We start from the raw sequence: 16,906 nt of genomic DNA on the forward strand, positions 1-16,906 counted from the left end.
ACAACAATAGGCGATCGGCATGGATAAAATTCATGCAATGCAGTTATTCATTCGCGTAGCGGATCTGGAGAGTTTTTCCCGCGCCGCCGAGACCCTGGCGCTGCCGAAAGGCAGCGTCTCGCGGCAGATTCAGGCCCTGGAAAGCCATCTTGGCGTGCGGCTCCTGCACCGTACCACCCGTCGGGTTCAGCTCACCCAGGATGGGATGGTCTACTACGAGCGGGCGAAGGATCTGCTGAGCAACCTCGACGAACTGGACGGCATGTTCCAGCACGATCCGGCGAGCATCAGCGGCCGGCTGCGGGTGGATATGCCGGTCGGTTTTGCTAAAAAACTGGTGATCCCTCATCTGCCGACTTTTTTACAGCAGTATCCGGGCATCGAACTGGAGCTGAGCAGCAGCGACCGGCTGGTGGACGTGATCCGCGAGGGGTTTGACTGCGTGGTACGCGTCGGCGCGCTCAAAGACTCAGGGCTTATCGCCCGCCCACTGGGCAAGCTGACGCAAATTAACTGCGCCAGCCCGGACTACCTTGCGCGATTTGGCTATCCGCAATCCCTTGAGGATCTGGCGGATCATGCCCTGATCCACTACGCCAGCACCCTCGGGGTCCGTCCCCCCGGCTTTGAGGTGGTGATCGATGGTGCGGTGCGCTGGGTAAAAACCGGCGGCATATTGACAGTCAACAGTACGGAAACCTATCAGGCAGCCTGTATCGCCGGGCTGGGGATCATTCAGGTGCCGCGTACCGGCGTGCGCGAGGCGTTACGCGCCGGCGACCTGACGGAGATCCTGCCCCAGTACCGCGCCGAGCCGCTGCCGGTCTCGCTTATCTACCCCCATCGGCGCAATCTCTCCCGTCGCGTACATCTGTTTATGGAGTGGCTGGGCGGGTTGATGAAAGATTATGTCGATTGATCCCCGCGGATGGTGAACGGGTGGCGGGTAGATGCGTTCCTGCAGGATACGCCATTTAAGGTATACTTTTTGCTGAATCTCGCGGTAAAAAAGGAAGAAATCACGTATGACGCCGGAAAACGACGATCGACGCCCACCACAGGAACCGGACACGCAGCCGGAGAAAAACAAAAGCCCCCTCGACGCTCTCAATGACACGGCCGTCGGGCAAAAAGCCAGCCAGGCGCTGAAGACCGTCACCGGAACGGCGGCCAAAGTGCAGCGCAATCCGGTGATCGCCCACTTACTGCGCGCCGCAGAACGTTTCAATGACCGGCTGGGCAATCAGTTCGGCGCGGCCATCACCTACTTCTCGTTCCTGTCGATGATCCCAATCCTGATGGTCTCCTTTGCCGCCGCCGGTTTCGTGCTGGCCTGGCACCCGACCCTGCTGCAGGACATTTTCGACAAGATTCTGCAAAACGTCAGCGACCCGACGCTGGCGGCGACGTTGAAAAACACCATCAACACCGCGGTGCAGCAGCGCACCGCCGTCGGTCTGGTCGGCCTGCTGGTCGCCCTCTATTCCGGTATTAACTGGATGGGCAATTTGCGCGAAGCGATCCGCGCCCAGTCGCGCGACGTCTGGGAGCGCCGGCCGCAGGACGAAGAGAAAATCTGGATAAAATACTTCCGCGATCTTATCTCGCTGATCGGTCTGCTGGTGGCGCTGATTATTACGCTGTCCATCACTTCTGTCGCGGGTTCCGCCCAGCAGTTGATTATCTCCGCGCTGTATCTCGACAACATTGAATGGCTGAAGCCCGCCTGGCGGCTGATCGGCCTCGCCATCTCGATTTTTGCCAACTATCTGCTCTTTTTCTGGATCTTCTGGCGGCTGCCGCGCCATCGTCCGCGGCGCAAAGCCCTGTTTCGCGGCACGCTTATCGCGGCGATTGGCTTTGAAATCATCAAAATCGTCATGACCTGGACGCTGCCGGCGCTGGTGAAATCCCCCTCCGGGGCGGCGTTCGGTTCGGTGCTGGGGCTGATGGCCTTTTTCTATTTCTTTGCCCGCCTGACGCTATTCTGCGCCGCATGGATCGCCACCGCGGAGTATAAAGACGACCGGCGGATGCCTGGCAAAACCCACCGTTAACGCATTGCGAGGATGAATTGAAGAGGCAAAATTCATCCTCGCGCTTTATTTCAGTAGATAAATCCACCCATTAACTTTTATTTAACTCAAAACTGGTTTTATCCTCTATCTTTTTAATTGTGTGAAGCATTTCATAGAACTATTTTCACTGGTGTAAAAATTATCCGCTTTTTGCCTGTTTTTTACCCATTCCCGGCGTTTGTTACAGATTGAAATGTCCCTGTGGCTGTGGCTATATGGCTTTTCGTTCGCGCAAAAATAAGAAAGATCTATGCAAGCCACAGCCACCACACTCGAAAACTCGCAGGAAACCGCCCCGGTCAATTCACGCAACAAAGTCGTTGTCGCCTCGCTCATTGGCACCGCCATTGAGTTTTTCGACTTCTACATCTATGCCACTGCCGCGGTCATCGTCTTCCCGCATATCTTTTTCCCGCAGGGCGATGCCGCCGCGGCCACCCTGCAGTCGCTGGCCACCTTCGCCATCGCCTTCGTCGCCCGGCCGATCGGCTCCGCGCTGTTTGGTCACTTTGGCGATCGCGTCGGCCGCAAGGTCACTCTCGTGGCCTCGCTGTTAACCATGGGGATCTCCACCGTGGTGATCGGCCTGCTGCCCGGCTATGAAAGCATTGGCATTGTCGCGCCGATGCTGCTGGCGCTGGCGCGCTTCGGTCAGGGGCTTGGCCTCGGAGGGGAATGGGGCGGCGCAGCGCTGCTGGCAACGGAAAACGCCCCGGCGCGCAAGCGCGCCCTGTACGGCTCCTTCCCGCAGCTGGGCGCGCCGATCGGCTTCTTCTTCGCCAACGGCACCTTCCTGCTGCTCTCCTGGCTGTTAACCGATCAGCAGTTTATGGAGTGGGGCTGGCGCGTGCCGTTTATCTTCTCCGCGGTGCTGGTGATCATCGGTCTGTACGTGCGCGTCTCGCTGCACGAAACGCCGGTCTTCGCCAAAGTGGCAGCGGCGAAAAAACAGGTCAAAATCCCGCTGGGTACCCTGTTGACCAAACACGTCCGCGTGACGGTGCTGGGCACCTTCATCATGCTGGCAACCTATACCCTGTTCTACATCATGACCGTCTACTCGATGACCTTCAGCACCGGCGCCGCGCCGAATGGCCTGGGCCTGCCGCGTAACGAAGTGCTGTGGATGCTGATGATGGCGGTGATTGGCTTCGGCGTGATGGTGCCTGTCGCCGGCCTGCTGGCGGACGCCTTTGGCCGTCGCAAGAGCATGATTGTCATCACCACGATGATTATTTTGTTCGCCCTGTTCGCTTTTAAACCGCTGCTGGGCTCCGGTAACCCGCTGCTGGTCTTCGCCTTCCTGCTGCTGGGTTTAAGCCTGATGGGACTGACTTTTGGCCCGATGGGCGCGCTGCTCCCGGAGCTGTTCCCGACGGAGGTGCGCTACACCGGCGCGTCGTTCTCCTATAACGTGTCGTCGATTCTCGGCGCCTCGGTCGCGCCGTATATTGCCGCCTGGCTGCAGGGCAACTATGGCCTGGCGGCGGTCGGCACCTATCTGGCGGCGATGGCGGCGCTGACGCTGATCGCCCTGCTGCTGACCCACGAGACCCGCCACCAGTCGTTGTGATCCTTCGCCCTGACGCCGCTGGCGTCAGGGCTCTCCCCTACTTTTTCATCTGTGACAAAATGGTCCGACACTGGTTGCTATCGCCCTCCGCCGGGGAGACCAGCGCCAGCAGCGCGGCAGCCGGCGTCACCAGGGTCGCCAGCGCCGCCGCTACCGCACCGCGGACAATCAGCGGCCCGGCCTTCACTCCCGCCTGCGGCGATTTAAAGGTGCCCCGTACATACAGCGGTGAACGCAGGGTGATCACCCGGAAGCCTTTGCTTTCCGGATCGATGGTCAGGTCCAGCTGCTCGGAGGCGAAGCTGGCGGTTCCGGTCACATTGATCAGCGCGTTTTCCGTATCGAAGGCAAAAATCTGCGGCCGGGCGACGCCGTTGGTCACGTCGATATTGGCCGCCGCACAGTTCACCCGAACTTCCTCATCACCAAAAATCTGGCCGATCAGGTAGTTACCGACGTTAAGACCGAGAATTTCCATCAGGTTACGACTGATCAGGCCGTCGTTCATCAGCAGTTTCAGGTTGCCATTACTGTTGCCGAGCAGGGCCGCCACCGAGTTGCCGCTGCCGCGCAGCTGAACATCGCCATTCATCTCGCCGAGGGTTTTCTGCATCATCTCGACGTTCGGCATCAGCGCCTTCAGCTTCAGGCGTCGCGCCTGCAGATTGGCCTCACCCTGCAGCGGCTTTTTATCGCCCTGCAAGTGTACGCTGCCGGCAATCGACCCGTTGGCCAGGCCAAAGCGCACCGGCTGCAGGCGCAGGTCGCCATCTTCCAGGATCACATGGGTCGACAGATCGCTGATCGGCAGGGTGCCGCCGTGCTCAATTCTCCGGCCCTTAAAGCGTACATCGGCATCCATCACCTGCCATTTATCGGTTTCAAAACGGTCTGCCGGCAGCACTTTACCCGCCGGCTGCGGTCGGTCGCCCGCCTGGCGCGCAGCGCCTTTCTTCGTCCCTTTGCCGGAATCGACGCCGATTAACGGCCCGAGATCCGCCAGCCGCAGCTGCTTCGACTCCATATCGCCGCTGAGTTTCGGCCGCGGTTTGCCGGTGGTATAGGTGAGGGAGCCATGAATGTCGCTATCGCCGATCCGACCATTAAAATCCTGGTAGTCAAAACGCATGCGGTTTTTCTGCTTAAAGTCGGCGCGCAGGCGGCCATCGGTAGAGAACGATGGCGTCTCCGGCAGCAGCACACCGGTCAGGTCGTAGAGATCGCGCAGCGAGTCGCCGGCGAATTTCAGCCGCAGGTCAATACCGCCGACGTTGAGCGGGTCGCTGACCGTGCCGCTGAATGCCACCCGGGTGTTGCCGGAGTGGAAGTCGCCCTGCAGCGGGAAAGGGGTGCTTGCGCTGCGCAGGGCCAGCATGCCGCCGATTTTACCGTTGCCGGTGACCGGCTGGTCCTTGTAGCGGCCCTTCAGCGACAGGCCAAAGACATAGTCACCCACTTTCGCCGCGCTATGCCGATCCTTCGTGCCGGTCACTTCGCTGAACGGCAGCGGTTTGCCGAGGGGATCGACAAGGATGGTGATATCGCTGCGGGTGATCTTGTCATCAATGGCGATAGTCCCGCGGTCAAAGAGAATATTATCGAGGCGAAAGGACCAGCTGGAGGGCGCGTTGTCGCCCGACGTACGCTGATCGCCAGCCAGCTGAAAGGTCCAGTTATTATTGTCTTCCGCCAGGCGGATCAGCCGCACGTCGGGCTGTTCCAGCTTGATCCACGGCAGGTACACCGTTTTGCTCAGCAGCGCCAGCGGGGCGAGGGTCGCCTCCACCCGCGGCAGGTGGATCATAGTCACCTGGGGGATGGCCGGCGGGTTGCCCAGCACGATATCTTCCGCGTGCACATGGGGCCACGGGATCCAGCTGCGCCAGCCGCGCTCGTCCGGCTGCCGCTCCCAGACCACGCCGAGATCGCCGCGGATGGCGAACGGGCGGTTAAGTTCGGCGGACACTTTCTGATTGATCGTCGGCTTCAGCCGGTTCCAGTCAAAGGTGGCCAGCACGATAAAGAAGAGAACGATCAGCAACAGTATCGTTCCTGTGATGATAACCAACGTTTTACGGGTTCTGCTCATCCCTACTCCGCTCCTTTTGCATCACGTCAGTCCTGAATATAGTCAAAACGCGGCGTTTATCCTGGAAATGCGCTTTTCGTCACATTACGCGCGTCAGGTCAAAAAAATAATGGAACGATGTTTTAATATGATTGACCAGCAAAACAGCGCAGCGCACACTAGCGTTTATATCGATTCCATTGCAGGTTCTGGCTATGTCTAAAAAAATTGCCGTTATTGGCGAATGCATGATTGAGCTGTCAGAGAAGAACGGGGCCGTTAACCGCGGCTTTGGCGGCGATACCTTAAACACCTCGGTCTATATCGCGCGGCAGACCGATGCCAGCGCACTGAGCGTCCACTATGTCACCGCGCTGGGAACCGATGCGTTCAGCCAGCAGATGCTCGACAGCTGGCAGCAGGAAAACGTCAACACCGATCTTATCCAGCGGATGGCCGACCGCCTGCCGGGGCTGTATTACATTGAAACCGATGACACCGGCGAGCGCACCTTCTACTACTGGCGCAACGAGGCGGCGGCAAAGTTCTGGCTGGAGAGCGATCGCGCGGCGGCGATTTGCGAAGAGCTGGCCACTTTCGACTATCTCTATCTGAGCGGCATCAGTCTCGCCATTCTCAGCCCGGCCAGCCGCGACAAGCTGTTCACGCTGCTGCGTGAGTGCCGCGCCAACGGCGGCAAGGTGATCTTCGACAACAACTATCGTCCACGCCTGTGGGCCAGCCAGGCGGAGACGCAGCAGGTCTATCAGGAGATGCTTGCCTGCACCGATATCGCGTTTCTGACGCTCGATGATGAAGACGCGCTGTGGGGGGAAAAACCGGTTGCTGAGGTGATCGCCCGCACGCATGCCGCCGGCGTGGAAGAGGTGGTGGTGAAGCGCGGGGCGGATGCCTGCCTGGTCTCGGTTAGCGGGCAACCGCTACAGGAAGTGCCGGCTGTCAGGCTGGCCAAAGAGAAGGTGGTGGATACCACCGCCGCCGGAGACTCCTTCAGCGCCGGCTACCTGGCCGTTCGCCTGACCGGCGGCGATGCTGAATCCGCCGCCAAACGCGGACACCTGACCGCCAGCACGGTGATCCAGTATCGCGGGGCGATCATCCCGCGGGAAGCGATGCCGCAGTAATTCTCCGCAGGAAGCGCTCTCCGGCCGCCGCTGGCGCGCCGGAGAGGCGTTAGTTACTGCCCTGGCGGGATGTCGCTGGCCTCGCTGTGGGCGTCAACTGTATCAGCGCTGCCGCTGACCGCCGCGGCCGCCGGATTCGGCGCCATCAGTTTTTCCCACGTGGCCTGCAGCTCCTTCATGTTGTATTCCGGTTCGCCTTTCGGCTGCTGTAGCACCAGCGCCATATCCTGGGACAGCTGCTGACGCAGGTACTGATTCAGCATGTCTACCGTCAGGGAGTTGAGGAACTCCTGGCGCAGCTTCTGATACTGCTCCGGCGCGATATCCACCACCTGATTCTGCAGGGAGCGCATGCGCTGGCTCATCAGAATATCGGTGTCAGTGCGCGCATAGGTGGCAAACAGCCTCTGCAGCTCGAGGCTTTTCTGGGCGATAAGCGCGTCAAACTCCTCCTGCGGCAGGCCGTTGTCCCGCACTTTCGCCAGCTCGCGCGAGACCACGCTCAGGTTGTTGTTCAGACGCTCGCCCGGCGATTCGATGTTGATCGCGCACTGCGCGCGCTGATAGAGCACCCGGCAGTCAAAGCCAAGACCAATATCCTTCACGTTATTTTTGCTCAGGCTCTGCTGCACGTGCCAGAACAGCGCTTCGCGGGCGAGGTCGTCGCGCCAGTAGCGCTGCAGCGCCGCGGAGTCGCGGATTGGCTGCCAGGGCGCATCCCACATGATGGACAGTTTGTCCTGACGCACCGCGCTGGTCATGATGCTGACCGGCACGGTAGGCAGTGGCGATAAGGTCGGCACCGCCGCGGGCGTTTCCCGCTTGCCCTTCAGATCGCCGAAGGTTTTGCTGATTTGCTCAGCGACGCTGCGGCTGTCGACGTTACCGACCACAATCAGCGTCATGGCGTCGGGGGTGTACCATTTATGATAAAAGTCTTTCAGCTGCGCCACGTCTATCGGCTGCTTCAGCGGCGCGGCAGGATCATGGCCCAGCATGGTGGACCCTTTCAGGCGGTAGCGCCACCAGCCCTCTTTGGTATCCAGCGGCCACGTCGCCACCATGTCGCTGCCCTGCAGCGCATGATTGATCGATTCAGGCGTAATGGTCAGCTTACCGCTGGCGTCCGCCAGCCAGCTCAGCGCCTCTTTCAGCAGATCGTTGCGGTTATTGGGCAGACTGAGATTAAACATTGTGTAATCGTAGGAGACGATGGCCGGCGGCAGAGGACGCTTCGGGTCAATACTCTGCTGCCATAAAGAGCGCGCCTGCATCGTCGGCAGGCTGCCGCTTTGCGTCAACGCCAGGCGAGGAACAAAGCGGCTGAAACCACTCTGCTGAGTGCTTTCGCTCAGCGAGCCAATATTCACGGACAGACGGACTTCAATACGGTCGCTGGGACGCTGCGGCGTGGCCAGCACCTGCCACGTCAAACCATTCGCTAAGGTCCCTTGTTGCCAGGCCGGATCAGGCTGGAGCGCTTCTGCCTGCACATAACCGGCCGCCGCTACCATCAGCAAACCGCCCGTTAAGAGTTTAATTGTTGTGCCCTGCATGTGAACCCCTGATGAACATTCCTGGTTACAACAGCACCCCACTGACGGGCTGCCGAAAAAAAGTGAGAGTGAAATACGTCGGTTAGACCACACGGAGACGAAAATGTCGCATGACAACGCAAAATAATCATTTCGTGTCATTTCCGCCAAGCGGAAATGACCTCTAATTATGCGCAGGAGCCCGTACTCCAGCAAGGGAGTACGGGCCTAAGAGGAGGATTTAAGAGGATAATTCGTGCGATTTGTTCGCTGGAACACGGTTATTCAGAACATCATCCATCTGTTTGGCATCGAGTTCTTTGACCCATTTGGCCACCACCACCGTAGCGACGCCGTTACCCACCAGGTTGGTCAGCGCACGGGCTTCGGACATAAAGCGGTCGATACCGAGGATCAGCGCCAGGCCCGCCACCGGCAAATGCCCGACGGCGGAGATGGTCGCCGCCAGCACGATGAAGCCGCTGCCGGTCACCCCCGCCGCCCCTTTCGAGGAGAGCAGCAGCACCACCAGCAGGGTGATCTGATGGAAAATATCCATATGGCTGTTGGTCGCCTGGGCGATAAAGACCGCGGCCATCGTCAGGTAGATGGAGGTGCCATCGAGGTTGAACGAATAGCCGGTCGGGATCACGAGGCCCACCACCGATTTGCGGCAGCCCAGCTTCTCCATCTTGTCGAGCATTCTCGGCAGCGCTGATTCTGACGAGGAGGTTCCCAGCACAATCAGCAGCTCCTCACGGATATAGCGGATAAATTTGAAGATGCTGAAGCCGGTAGCCCGGGCGATACTCCCCAGCACCACCACCACGAACAGAATACAGGTGATGTAGAAGCAGATGATCAGCTGCCCCAACTGCACCAGGGTGCCGACGCCATATTTACCGATGGTAAAGGCCATGGCCCCGAAAGCGCCAATCGGCGCCAGGCGCATGATCATATTGATGATGCCGAAGATAACCTGGGAGAAGCTTTCAATGACGTTGAAAATCAGCTGGCCCTTGCTGCCCAGACGGTGCAGGGCAAAACCAAACAGGACGGCAAACAGCAGCACCTGCAGAATGTTGCCGCTGGCGAAGGCGCCAATGACGCTGCCCGGGATCACATCCAGTAAAAAGGCCACCACCCCCTGGTCTTTCGCCTGCTCAGCGTACACCGCCACCGCTTTCGCATCGAGCGTTGACGGGTCGACGTTCATCCCGGCGCCAGGCTGCACCACGTTGACGATAATCAGACCGATAATCAGCGCGATGGTGCTGACCACTTCGAAATAGAGCAGCGCCACCGCCCCGGTACGGCCGACGGCTTTCATGCTTTCCATCCCGGCGATCCCCGTCACGACGGTACAGAAGATAACCGGAGCAATCACCATTTTAATCAGCTTAACGAAGGCGTCGCCGAAGGGTTTCATTTGCGCGCCCAGTTCCGGGTAAAAATGGCCCAGCAGAATACCGATCGCTATGGCCGTCAGAACCTGGACATAGAGGCTTTTAAAGATAGAGGTTTTCATAGGGTGTCCTTTGGGAATAACCACAGAGCAAGAAGGGATATTTGACGTCTGTGGCTTAAAAATAACACCCTGGAAACATTTCAGAAATAACTAACGCCGAAAGTGCAACGCAATTGTTAAAATCTTTGAGCTGACTCGCACAAGTCAACAAAACATTTACAAATTTTCATCCTCACGAACCGGGGAGAGATAGCGCGCGCTGAATGCCTCCAGCGGCAAAGCGCAACCGAACAGATGGCCCTGGAGCACCTCGACGCCCGCGGCTTGCAACCAGCGGTACTGGGCGTCGTTCTCCACCCCTTCCGCCACGATACGCAGCGACAGGCCGCGCGCGAGCTGGATCATCGCCGGCACCATGCTGACATCCTCCGGCAGCATATCGATGAATACTTTATCGATTTTCAGAATATCCACCGGCAGAGCTTTCATCTGCTGCAGCTGGTGCAACCCGGCATAACCCATGCCAAAATCATCCAGCGCAATCTGTACCCCGGCCTCGCGCAGCGGTCGCAGCCGCGCCAGCACATCCTGGGGATCGTCCATCCGGCAGCTCTCCGTCACCTCGAGGATGAGGGTGCCCGGGGCAATGCGGTAGCGGGCGATCAGCTTCAGCATCTCCTCACCACGATCGTGTTCCAGCAGCTGGAGCAGGGAAACATTGACCGACAGCGGCAGCATAATCCCCTGGCTTTGCCAGGCCGCCAGCTGGCGGCAGGCCTCTTCCATCACCCAGTAGCCGACCGGGATAATCAGCCCGCAGGACTCAATGCGCTCAATCAGCGACGGCGGTAGCGACCAGCTGCCATCCGCCTGCCGCTGGCGCAGCAGCACTTCGGCGCCGCAGATCTCGCCGCTGGCGCAGGCCACCTGCGGCTGCAGCCAGATAGCGAACTGCTGGTTGTCGAGGGCGGTCATAATGTCGTGCTCTTCCATCAGACGGCGCTGAGCCTTTTCCATCTGCTCGGGATCGAAGAACTCAATCTGGTTTTTGCCTTTACGTCGTGCGGTGACGGCAGCCGACACCGCGCGCCGGTAAAACTGCTCGGCGCTGAGCCCGGCGTGGAACATGGCGATCCCGACGCTGGCGTAGGGGCGCAGCTGCAGCCCATGCAGCGGCAAACGCTCATTAATAATAGTGAGCACTTGCTTACTTAACGTCACCGCCTGCCACGGTTCGGCAAGGCCATCGGCAAGAATCGCGAAGTCATACCCGCTCACCTGAGCCAGCACCATTTGCGGCGGAATGGCGGCTCGCAGCTTCTCCACCAGCGTCAGGAGCAGCATTTCGCGCTGGCTCTCCTTGAGGACCCCGGCGGCATCCTGCAGGGTTTCGCAGGCGACGACGATTAGCGCGGCGCTCTGGTGGCGGGCCACCGTCTGCTCCAGCATCGCCAGCAAAAAGGCTTTATTCGGCAACTCTGAGACCGGGAAGCGGGTCGACTGGATGGACAGTTCATCATGCTGGCGCACCAGGCTCTGCTGGTTGCGGTTATAGCTGCGCACCAGCATGCCGATCTCGTCGTCATGGTGCAGGCGCGGGAGCGTTAGCTGATGGCCAAGACGATCCTGCTGGGAGAGATCGTTCAGCTCGCGGGCGATACGCCGCAAGGGGCGCACCATCAGCCGGTTGATGCACCAGGTGAGCGCCACGGTCAGCATCAGCACCAAAAGTAAGTAAGCCGTCACTAACGTGGCAAGGGCGCTCATGACGAATTTATACATACGGTATGAATCCGCCTGCAGCACCAGGTAGGCCAGCGGCTGGGGGTTAGCCGGCCGTTCCAGCGAATAAATAGGCAGCGAAATCTGCACCGGCAGCTCAAACAGCCGGGTGACGGTCACCGGCACCGGCCGCTCGGGGATAAATCGCATCCGCAGCGCCTGGAACTGGTTCGGCAACACCACATCCGCCCGGCTGACGATGCCAGCAGGCTGGATACGGCTTAAAATGGCTTCCGCTTCCGGAATATCGGCTTTCAGAATAGCCGCAGACAGCGGTTCGCGAACGGATCGCGCGATACTTTCTAACTGCGTGGCCGTGGTAAAGCGACTCTGTTGCACAAAGTGAAACAGCAAAATAGTGCAAAAAACCAATACAAAGGCCATGGACACGCTCGCGACCATCGCCATCTGTTTGATTGTAAGTGAACGGCTGACGCGCAACGGTGTTCTCCACTGATACTGAATACATACCCGGTATCAATCCTTCAATGCCGGTCGTTTCAGGCTGATTATATACTCAAATCCTTCGCCCACGCCCGCGAGGGATGAAGTGACGGGATATTTCCGTGCGGTGGCGCAGACGCCGGGGAAATCGCCCCGGCGGCCGACGGTGGGCAATGCCTCACGAGTATACGCGAAGCGCGTCGTGGAGTGGCGCTCTGTGACGTAATTCAGCCTATTCTGCTACCAGTCGGCGTAGGGCACCAGCGGCTGGGGCGGCATATCCAGATCCCCCTGCCAGCCGGCCGCCGAGTAGCGGACGTAAAGCAGCGCATGGCTCGGGGTATAATCCTTCGCCTGCTGAATATCGACCGCGGCGCCGACGAACCAGTTGCTGGTCACCCGCCGCTCCACCAGCGCCCTGGCGGTGTAACCGAATCCCTGGCTGCTGCTCCCCTCCTCCGTCAGCTCGCTGGCGCGCTGGCGGTAGTCGGACGGGATCAGGTTCAGCAGCGGATAACGGGGTTGCGTCTGGGTGCGCGAATGGGACCATGACACCGACCCGCCGAGCTCCCAGGACCAGTTCTCGGTACGCTGACGCCAGGTCACCGGCACGGCGAATGAGAGATACTCCTGCGGGCTGTAATAGCCGCCCTGGCCGAGGGTGTAACCGCTGAGATCTTTGTCGTAGTGCCAGATCATATTGTTGAGGCCGACGGTGACGCGACGATTATTCTCGTTGATGACCTTGTAGTAGTACCCGGTCATCCAGCGCACGCGCCAGTTATCCGCCACGTTTTTACCGGTCAGCGAATCGGCCCCCAGCGAGGACCAGATGCCGTGCGCTTCGCCCCGGTCATAGCTGAGGCTCAGGCCGCCGCCGTCGGCGCGGACGCCGCCCCAGGTGGTGCCGGTATGGCTGCTGCTGTCTTTCTGCCCGCCAAAGGAGAGCAGCGAGCTGGAGATGGGGCGCCGGTGGACGTTGACCGTGTACCCCACCGGCCCGACGTCGCTGCTGTAGCTCAGCCCCCCCACCACATCGACGACATTGAAGCCCATCGGGGTGGTGCCGATATCGCCGCTCCAGGTGTCATTCTTCCAGCCGACCGCCACGCTGGCCCCGCTGTCGGTCTGGTTTTTACTGCCGCTGGTACAGGCGATCTCCCCGCAGGTGCCCCAGCTGGGCGAGTAGCTCCCGTCGCTGTGGGTGGAAAAGCTGCCGGCATCCATATTGACCAGATCGGTGCGGAAGAACATCCGGCCATCCGCCAGCGGAGCATCCACCTGCAGCATGGTGGTATGCGCCTTCAGGTCGGAATAGCCGCCGGTGCCGCTGGAACCCCAGAAGTCGTGTTCCAGGGTGACGTTCAGATCCTGCTGGCGATAAAGATCGGCGGCATCGCTACGGATCCCGCGCTTCAGCCAGTCATCCCGGCTGTCGTTGCGCGTCAGCCGCGTAAAGGTATCGTTATCCTGCGGCTGCGCGGGGGTGATGCCGGAGGCCACCATCGCCTCCCGGTAGTGCGTCAGCGCCTGCTGCGGCGCCCCGGTCTGGGTGGCAAAGCGCGCGGCATCGCGCAGCACCAACGCGCTCTCCATCGAGGGCGGCTGCGCCTTCGCCTGCGGCACAATCTGGTTAAAAATCTGTTGGGCATCAGCGGTATCGCCAAGGCCGGCTCGCGCCAGCGCGACCCGACGCTGCATATTCATGGATTCGGTCTCTGCGCCTTTCAACTGCATGACCTGCGCCCGGGCGGCCTGTTTATCGCCCTCGGCCAGGTAGACTTCCGCAAGGCCGAGGCGCGCATCGCCATTGTCGGCCTCCTGGCGCAGCACCCGCTGATAGTCGGCAATCGCCGTCTGGCTGTCGCCGCGCTGCTGCGCCCAGTCGGCGAGCGTCAGGTCATAGCGCACCGAGTCGGGCTGCCGTTGGATAAGGGCGATCGCCTGCGCTTCGTTACCGCTGTCGCGCAGCTGGTTGGCCTGGCGCAGCACCCGGTCGCTTTGCAAACGCGCTTCGAGCTCACGAATATTATCCGTCCACGCGCTGCGCGGCAGAGCGGCGATTTGCGCCAGGGCCAGATCGTCCTGGTCGTTCCCCGACAGGTAGAGCCCCGAGGCGTAGACCCGTTCAGCATCCTGCGGCTGGCGGTTGACCATCGCCCGCATCAGCGCGTCGGCCTCCTGGCGTTCACCGGCGCTAACCAGATCGCGCGCCAGACGGTAGGTTATCCACACGCTGTCCGGATCCAGCGCCAGGCGCCGACGCTGGACTTCCGCCGCCTGCGCCCAGTTGCCCTGACTTTCCAGGGCCTGCGCCTGTTTCTCCAGCCGGTCGTTGGTCAGACTGCGCTCAATATCATCGATGCTCCGCCGCTGAGCGGGAGGGAGGCCGGCGATCCAGGCGCTGGCTTTCTCCGGCGATTCGGCGCGATAGAGGTTGGCCAGACCGCGCACCGCCAGATTATTACCGCGATCCAGGCGCAACGCCTGCTGGTAATAGCGCTCCGCCGCTGCCGACTCTTTGCGCGCCGCCGCGACGTCCCCCAATCCCAGCACGGCATAACTGTCGGTGCGATCGACCCGCTGCGCCTGGGCATAATAGTGCTGCGCCTGCGAAAGCTGGCCGGCCTTCAGGGCGTTATCCCCCTGCTTGATCAGTAGCCAGTAACGGTTGGTTTGTAGCAGGCTGTCCCATTTGCCGCGGTTCGGGCTGTCGGGGTCCATGGCAATCGCTTTATTGAGCTGCGCCACTGCCCGCGCGCGATTGCCGCGCTGGGAATAGGCCTGGCCGAGGGCGCCCACCGCATCGCTGTCGCGGCTGTCGGCCTGAACGGCTTTCTGCAGATCCGCGACCGCCTGCGAGGCATTCCCGGACTTGACCGCCGCCAGCCCTTCCGAGCGGGCGCGGAAGGTCGGATCCTGCAGCTGCGCCTGCTGCTGGTCGAGCAGAACGCGGGCGTTCGCCGCCACCGAGCCGGTGGGAAACTGCAGGAGAAATTGCTGCAACGCCTGCACGCTGGCCTTGCTCACCGGCATGCTTTTCACTTCACTGAACCACATGTCGGCGGCGATGCCGCGTCCTGAGGCCGAGCGGGCCATCTCCGCCAGATAGGCAAACCCTTCCTGCGGTTTGTTATCGGCAAACATCTGCTTCGCCAGCGAAGTCAGCAGGCTGACGTTGCCCGGCGCGCTGGCGTTCAGCTTTTTCAACTGGCTGACGCCTTCGCTATGGCGAGCGGGCAGGCGCGCCACCAGCGTCCAGTATTCAATGGCGACGTCAACGTCATCCGGCACCCCGCCGTACAGTTTTTCATAGGCGGCGATGGCTTCATCGACCTTCCCGGCCACGCCCAGCAGTCGCGCCTGCTGCAGCGCCTGCCGGCCCTCGCCGGTGTTGCTTTTCATCTCATTGCGCGACGCCTTCAGCTCCGGGGAGTCCGGCGCCAGCTTCGTCAGTCGTTCCAGCTCTTTTTGCGCCCCGGCGGCATCCCCCTGACGCAGCAGGTAGCGCATCCGCGCGGCAATCAGATCCGGGTTGTTGGGATCAATCAGCTCCAGGCGGTACAGCGACTGGCGCACCAGGTCTTCACGATTACTGGCCTCGCCAAGGCGGACCTGCTCCAGCAGATGCTCCTGGGCAGGCGTCGTCGCCGCCTGCGCTAACGGCAGCAGCGCCACGCCGAGGGACAGCGTGAGTAAACTTAGTGAGAGCTTGCGCATTCCTGGTTCCAGTCAGGTTGTAATTCGCCACCCGCAGTGAAACGAAAACGGTGTTGATCCCAACCCTGGCCGAACAGCGTCAGAACTGCGCTGTAGTAGGCATCCGCGCCGGGATAGTTATCGGCGACGCGCTGGCGTTGCACCGACCGGGCCTCGTCGTCCTGTAAAAACGGTAGCATCACCGCGGAGAAGCCCACGGGCCCCTGGCCGCTGGTTTTGCCGGTGGCGATATTCACTTTCTCCGGCGGTACCCCCTGCTCCGTGGTCTGCGCCGCCATCGGCGCGAAGCGTTGCAGCAGTCGCGCTTTCTGCTTATCGCCATCATGGAGCATGCCCACCCACAGGTAGACGCGAATCGCGTCATAGCTGCCGATCAGCGGCTTTTCGGTTTTCAGCTGCCAGCCTTTCCCTTTCTCATAGCGCACCCAGTCCGGGGTAAAGCCTTTCGGCGCGGTCTCCAGCAGCAGGCGCAGGTTGCTGTCGCGCAGGGCAGGCCACGGCGCGCCAAAACGCACAAAGTAGGTGGCCAGCTGCGGCGGAAGATAGCTGGGGTTAAACCGCCAGCCGCTGTCATCGGCAAAACCGACTTTTCCCGGCAGCAGCATCGTGCCAAGGCCGGGTACCGCCACCGTCTCTTCCTCGACAATCCGCGCCAGCAGCGCTTTTCCGGTCTCGGTGTACTGCGGCTGCTGCCACAGGCGGCCCGCCTCCAGCAGCGCCCAGGCTATCCACAGATCCGAGTCGGACGCCGAATTGCTGTCCAGCAGGGTCCACTGCTCATCGTCCTTTTTGCCCCACAGCCAGCCCGGCAGATGTTGTCGCAGGTCGCCTTCCGCCAGGTTGTTCTGCGTCCAGGTCAGCAGTTTGTCGAACCCCGCGCGATCGTTGGCGGCCAGGGCGAAAAACAGGCCATAGCTCTGTCCTTCCGAGGTGGAGATTTTGCGCGCATCGCTGGGGTCAATCACCCGTCCCTCAGGGCTGACGTACGCTTTTTTAAACTGCTCCCAGGCGGGCCACTGGCAGGCGGCGCTCACCGGGCCCGCCGCCAGCAGCAGCGCGGAGAGCACCGCGCCACAAAGTACTTTCATCATGG

Annotated in this window: 10 protein-coding genes; 4 read left to right on the forward strand and 6 right to left on the reverse strand. The window is 60.8% G+C overall.

Features of this window, described 5'->3' with window-relative positions; genetic code table 11:
- Window positions 1–19 precede the first annotated feature (19 nt).
- From NKJ21_RS09940 to NKJ21_RS09950, 3 genes are all read left to right on the forward strand, one after another.
- Window positions 20–919, forward strand: coding sequence for a LysR family transcriptional regulator (locus tag NKJ21_RS09940; protein WP_022065187.1), 900 nt, complete (start codon window positions 20–22; stop codon window positions 917–919).
- A gap of 106 nt (window positions 920–1,025) precedes the next feature.
- Window positions 1,026–2,057, forward strand: a complete 1,032-nt coding sequence (gene yhjD / locus NKJ21_RS09945) for an inner membrane protein YhjD (RefSeq protein ID WP_008806925.1) — start codon at window positions 1,026–1,028, stop codon at window positions 2,055–2,057.
- A gap of 271 nt (window positions 2,058–2,328) precedes the next feature.
- Entirely contained in the window at window positions 2,329–3,651 is a 1,323-nt protein-coding gene (locus NKJ21_RS09950; RefSeq protein ID WP_012967096.1) for an MFS transporter, read from the forward strand.
- Between the two features lie 37 nt (window positions 3,652–3,688).
- On the opposite strand, the gene NKJ21_RS09955 is transcribed toward NKJ21_RS09950, so the two are convergent.
- Window positions 3,689–5,740 (reverse strand): AsmA family protein, encoded by a 2,052-nt coding sequence (locus NKJ21_RS09955; RefSeq protein ID WP_254732872.1) that lies wholly within the window; start codon window positions 5,738–5,740, stop codon window positions 3,689–3,691.
- 194 nt (window positions 5,741–5,934) lie between these two features.
- On the opposite strand from NKJ21_RS09955, the gene NKJ21_RS09960 reads away from it, so the two are divergent.
- The gene (locus NKJ21_RS09960; RefSeq protein WP_012967094.1) at window positions 5,935–6,864 is read left to right on the forward strand and encodes a sugar kinase; all 930 of its coding nucleotides are present in this window, start codon (window positions 5,935–5,937) and stop codon (window positions 6,862–6,864) included.
- A gap of 53 nt (window positions 6,865–6,917) precedes the next feature.
- On the opposite strand, the gene NKJ21_RS09965 is transcribed toward NKJ21_RS09960, so the two are convergent.
- The 5 genes from NKJ21_RS09965 to bcsZ form a co-directional block, all read right to left on the reverse strand.
- Complete coding sequence (locus tag NKJ21_RS09965; RefSeq protein ID WP_008806921.1) at window positions 6,918–8,420, reverse strand: pitrilysin family protein; 1,503 nt, start codon at window positions 8,418–8,420, stop codon at window positions 6,918–6,920.
- A 220-nt stretch (window positions 8,421–8,640) separates the two neighbouring features.
- Window positions 8,641–9,927, reverse strand: coding sequence for a dicarboxylate/amino acid:cation symporter (locus NKJ21_RS09970; protein WP_008806920.1), 1,287 nt, complete (start codon window positions 9,925–9,927; stop codon window positions 8,641–8,643).
- Between the two features lie 156 nt (window positions 9,928–10,083).
- Window positions 10,084–12,090, reverse strand: a complete 2,007-nt coding sequence (gene hmsP / locus NKJ21_RS09975; RefSeq protein ID WP_254732874.1) for a biofilm formation regulator HmsP — start codon at window positions 12,088–12,090, stop codon at window positions 10,084–10,086.
- Between the two features lie 243 nt (window positions 12,091–12,333).
- Window positions 12,334–15,813: a cellulose synthase complex outer membrane protein BcsC gene (gene bcsC, locus NKJ21_RS09980; protein ID WP_254732876.1), complete on the reverse strand. Its 3,480-nt coding sequence runs from the start codon at window positions 15,811–15,813 to the stop codon at window positions 12,334–12,336.
- Window positions 15,795–16,904 carry a cellulose synthase complex periplasmic endoglucanase BcsZ gene (gene bcsZ / locus NKJ21_RS09985; protein WP_023298318.1) on the reverse strand — a complete coding sequence of 370 codons (1,110 nt, stop codon included), beginning with the start codon at window positions 16,902–16,904 and terminating at the stop codon, window positions 15,795–15,797. Before bcsZ ends, bcsC begins: the two co-directional genes overlap by 19 nt.
- Between the last annotated feature and the right edge of the window lie 2 nt (window positions 16,905–16,906).

It is taken from the genome of Klebsiella sp. SWET4 (assembly GCF_024296565.1).
In the GTDB taxonomy this organism is placed as follows: Bacteria; Pseudomonadota; Gammaproteobacteria; order Enterobacterales; family Enterobacteriaceae; genus Klebsiella; species Klebsiella variicola.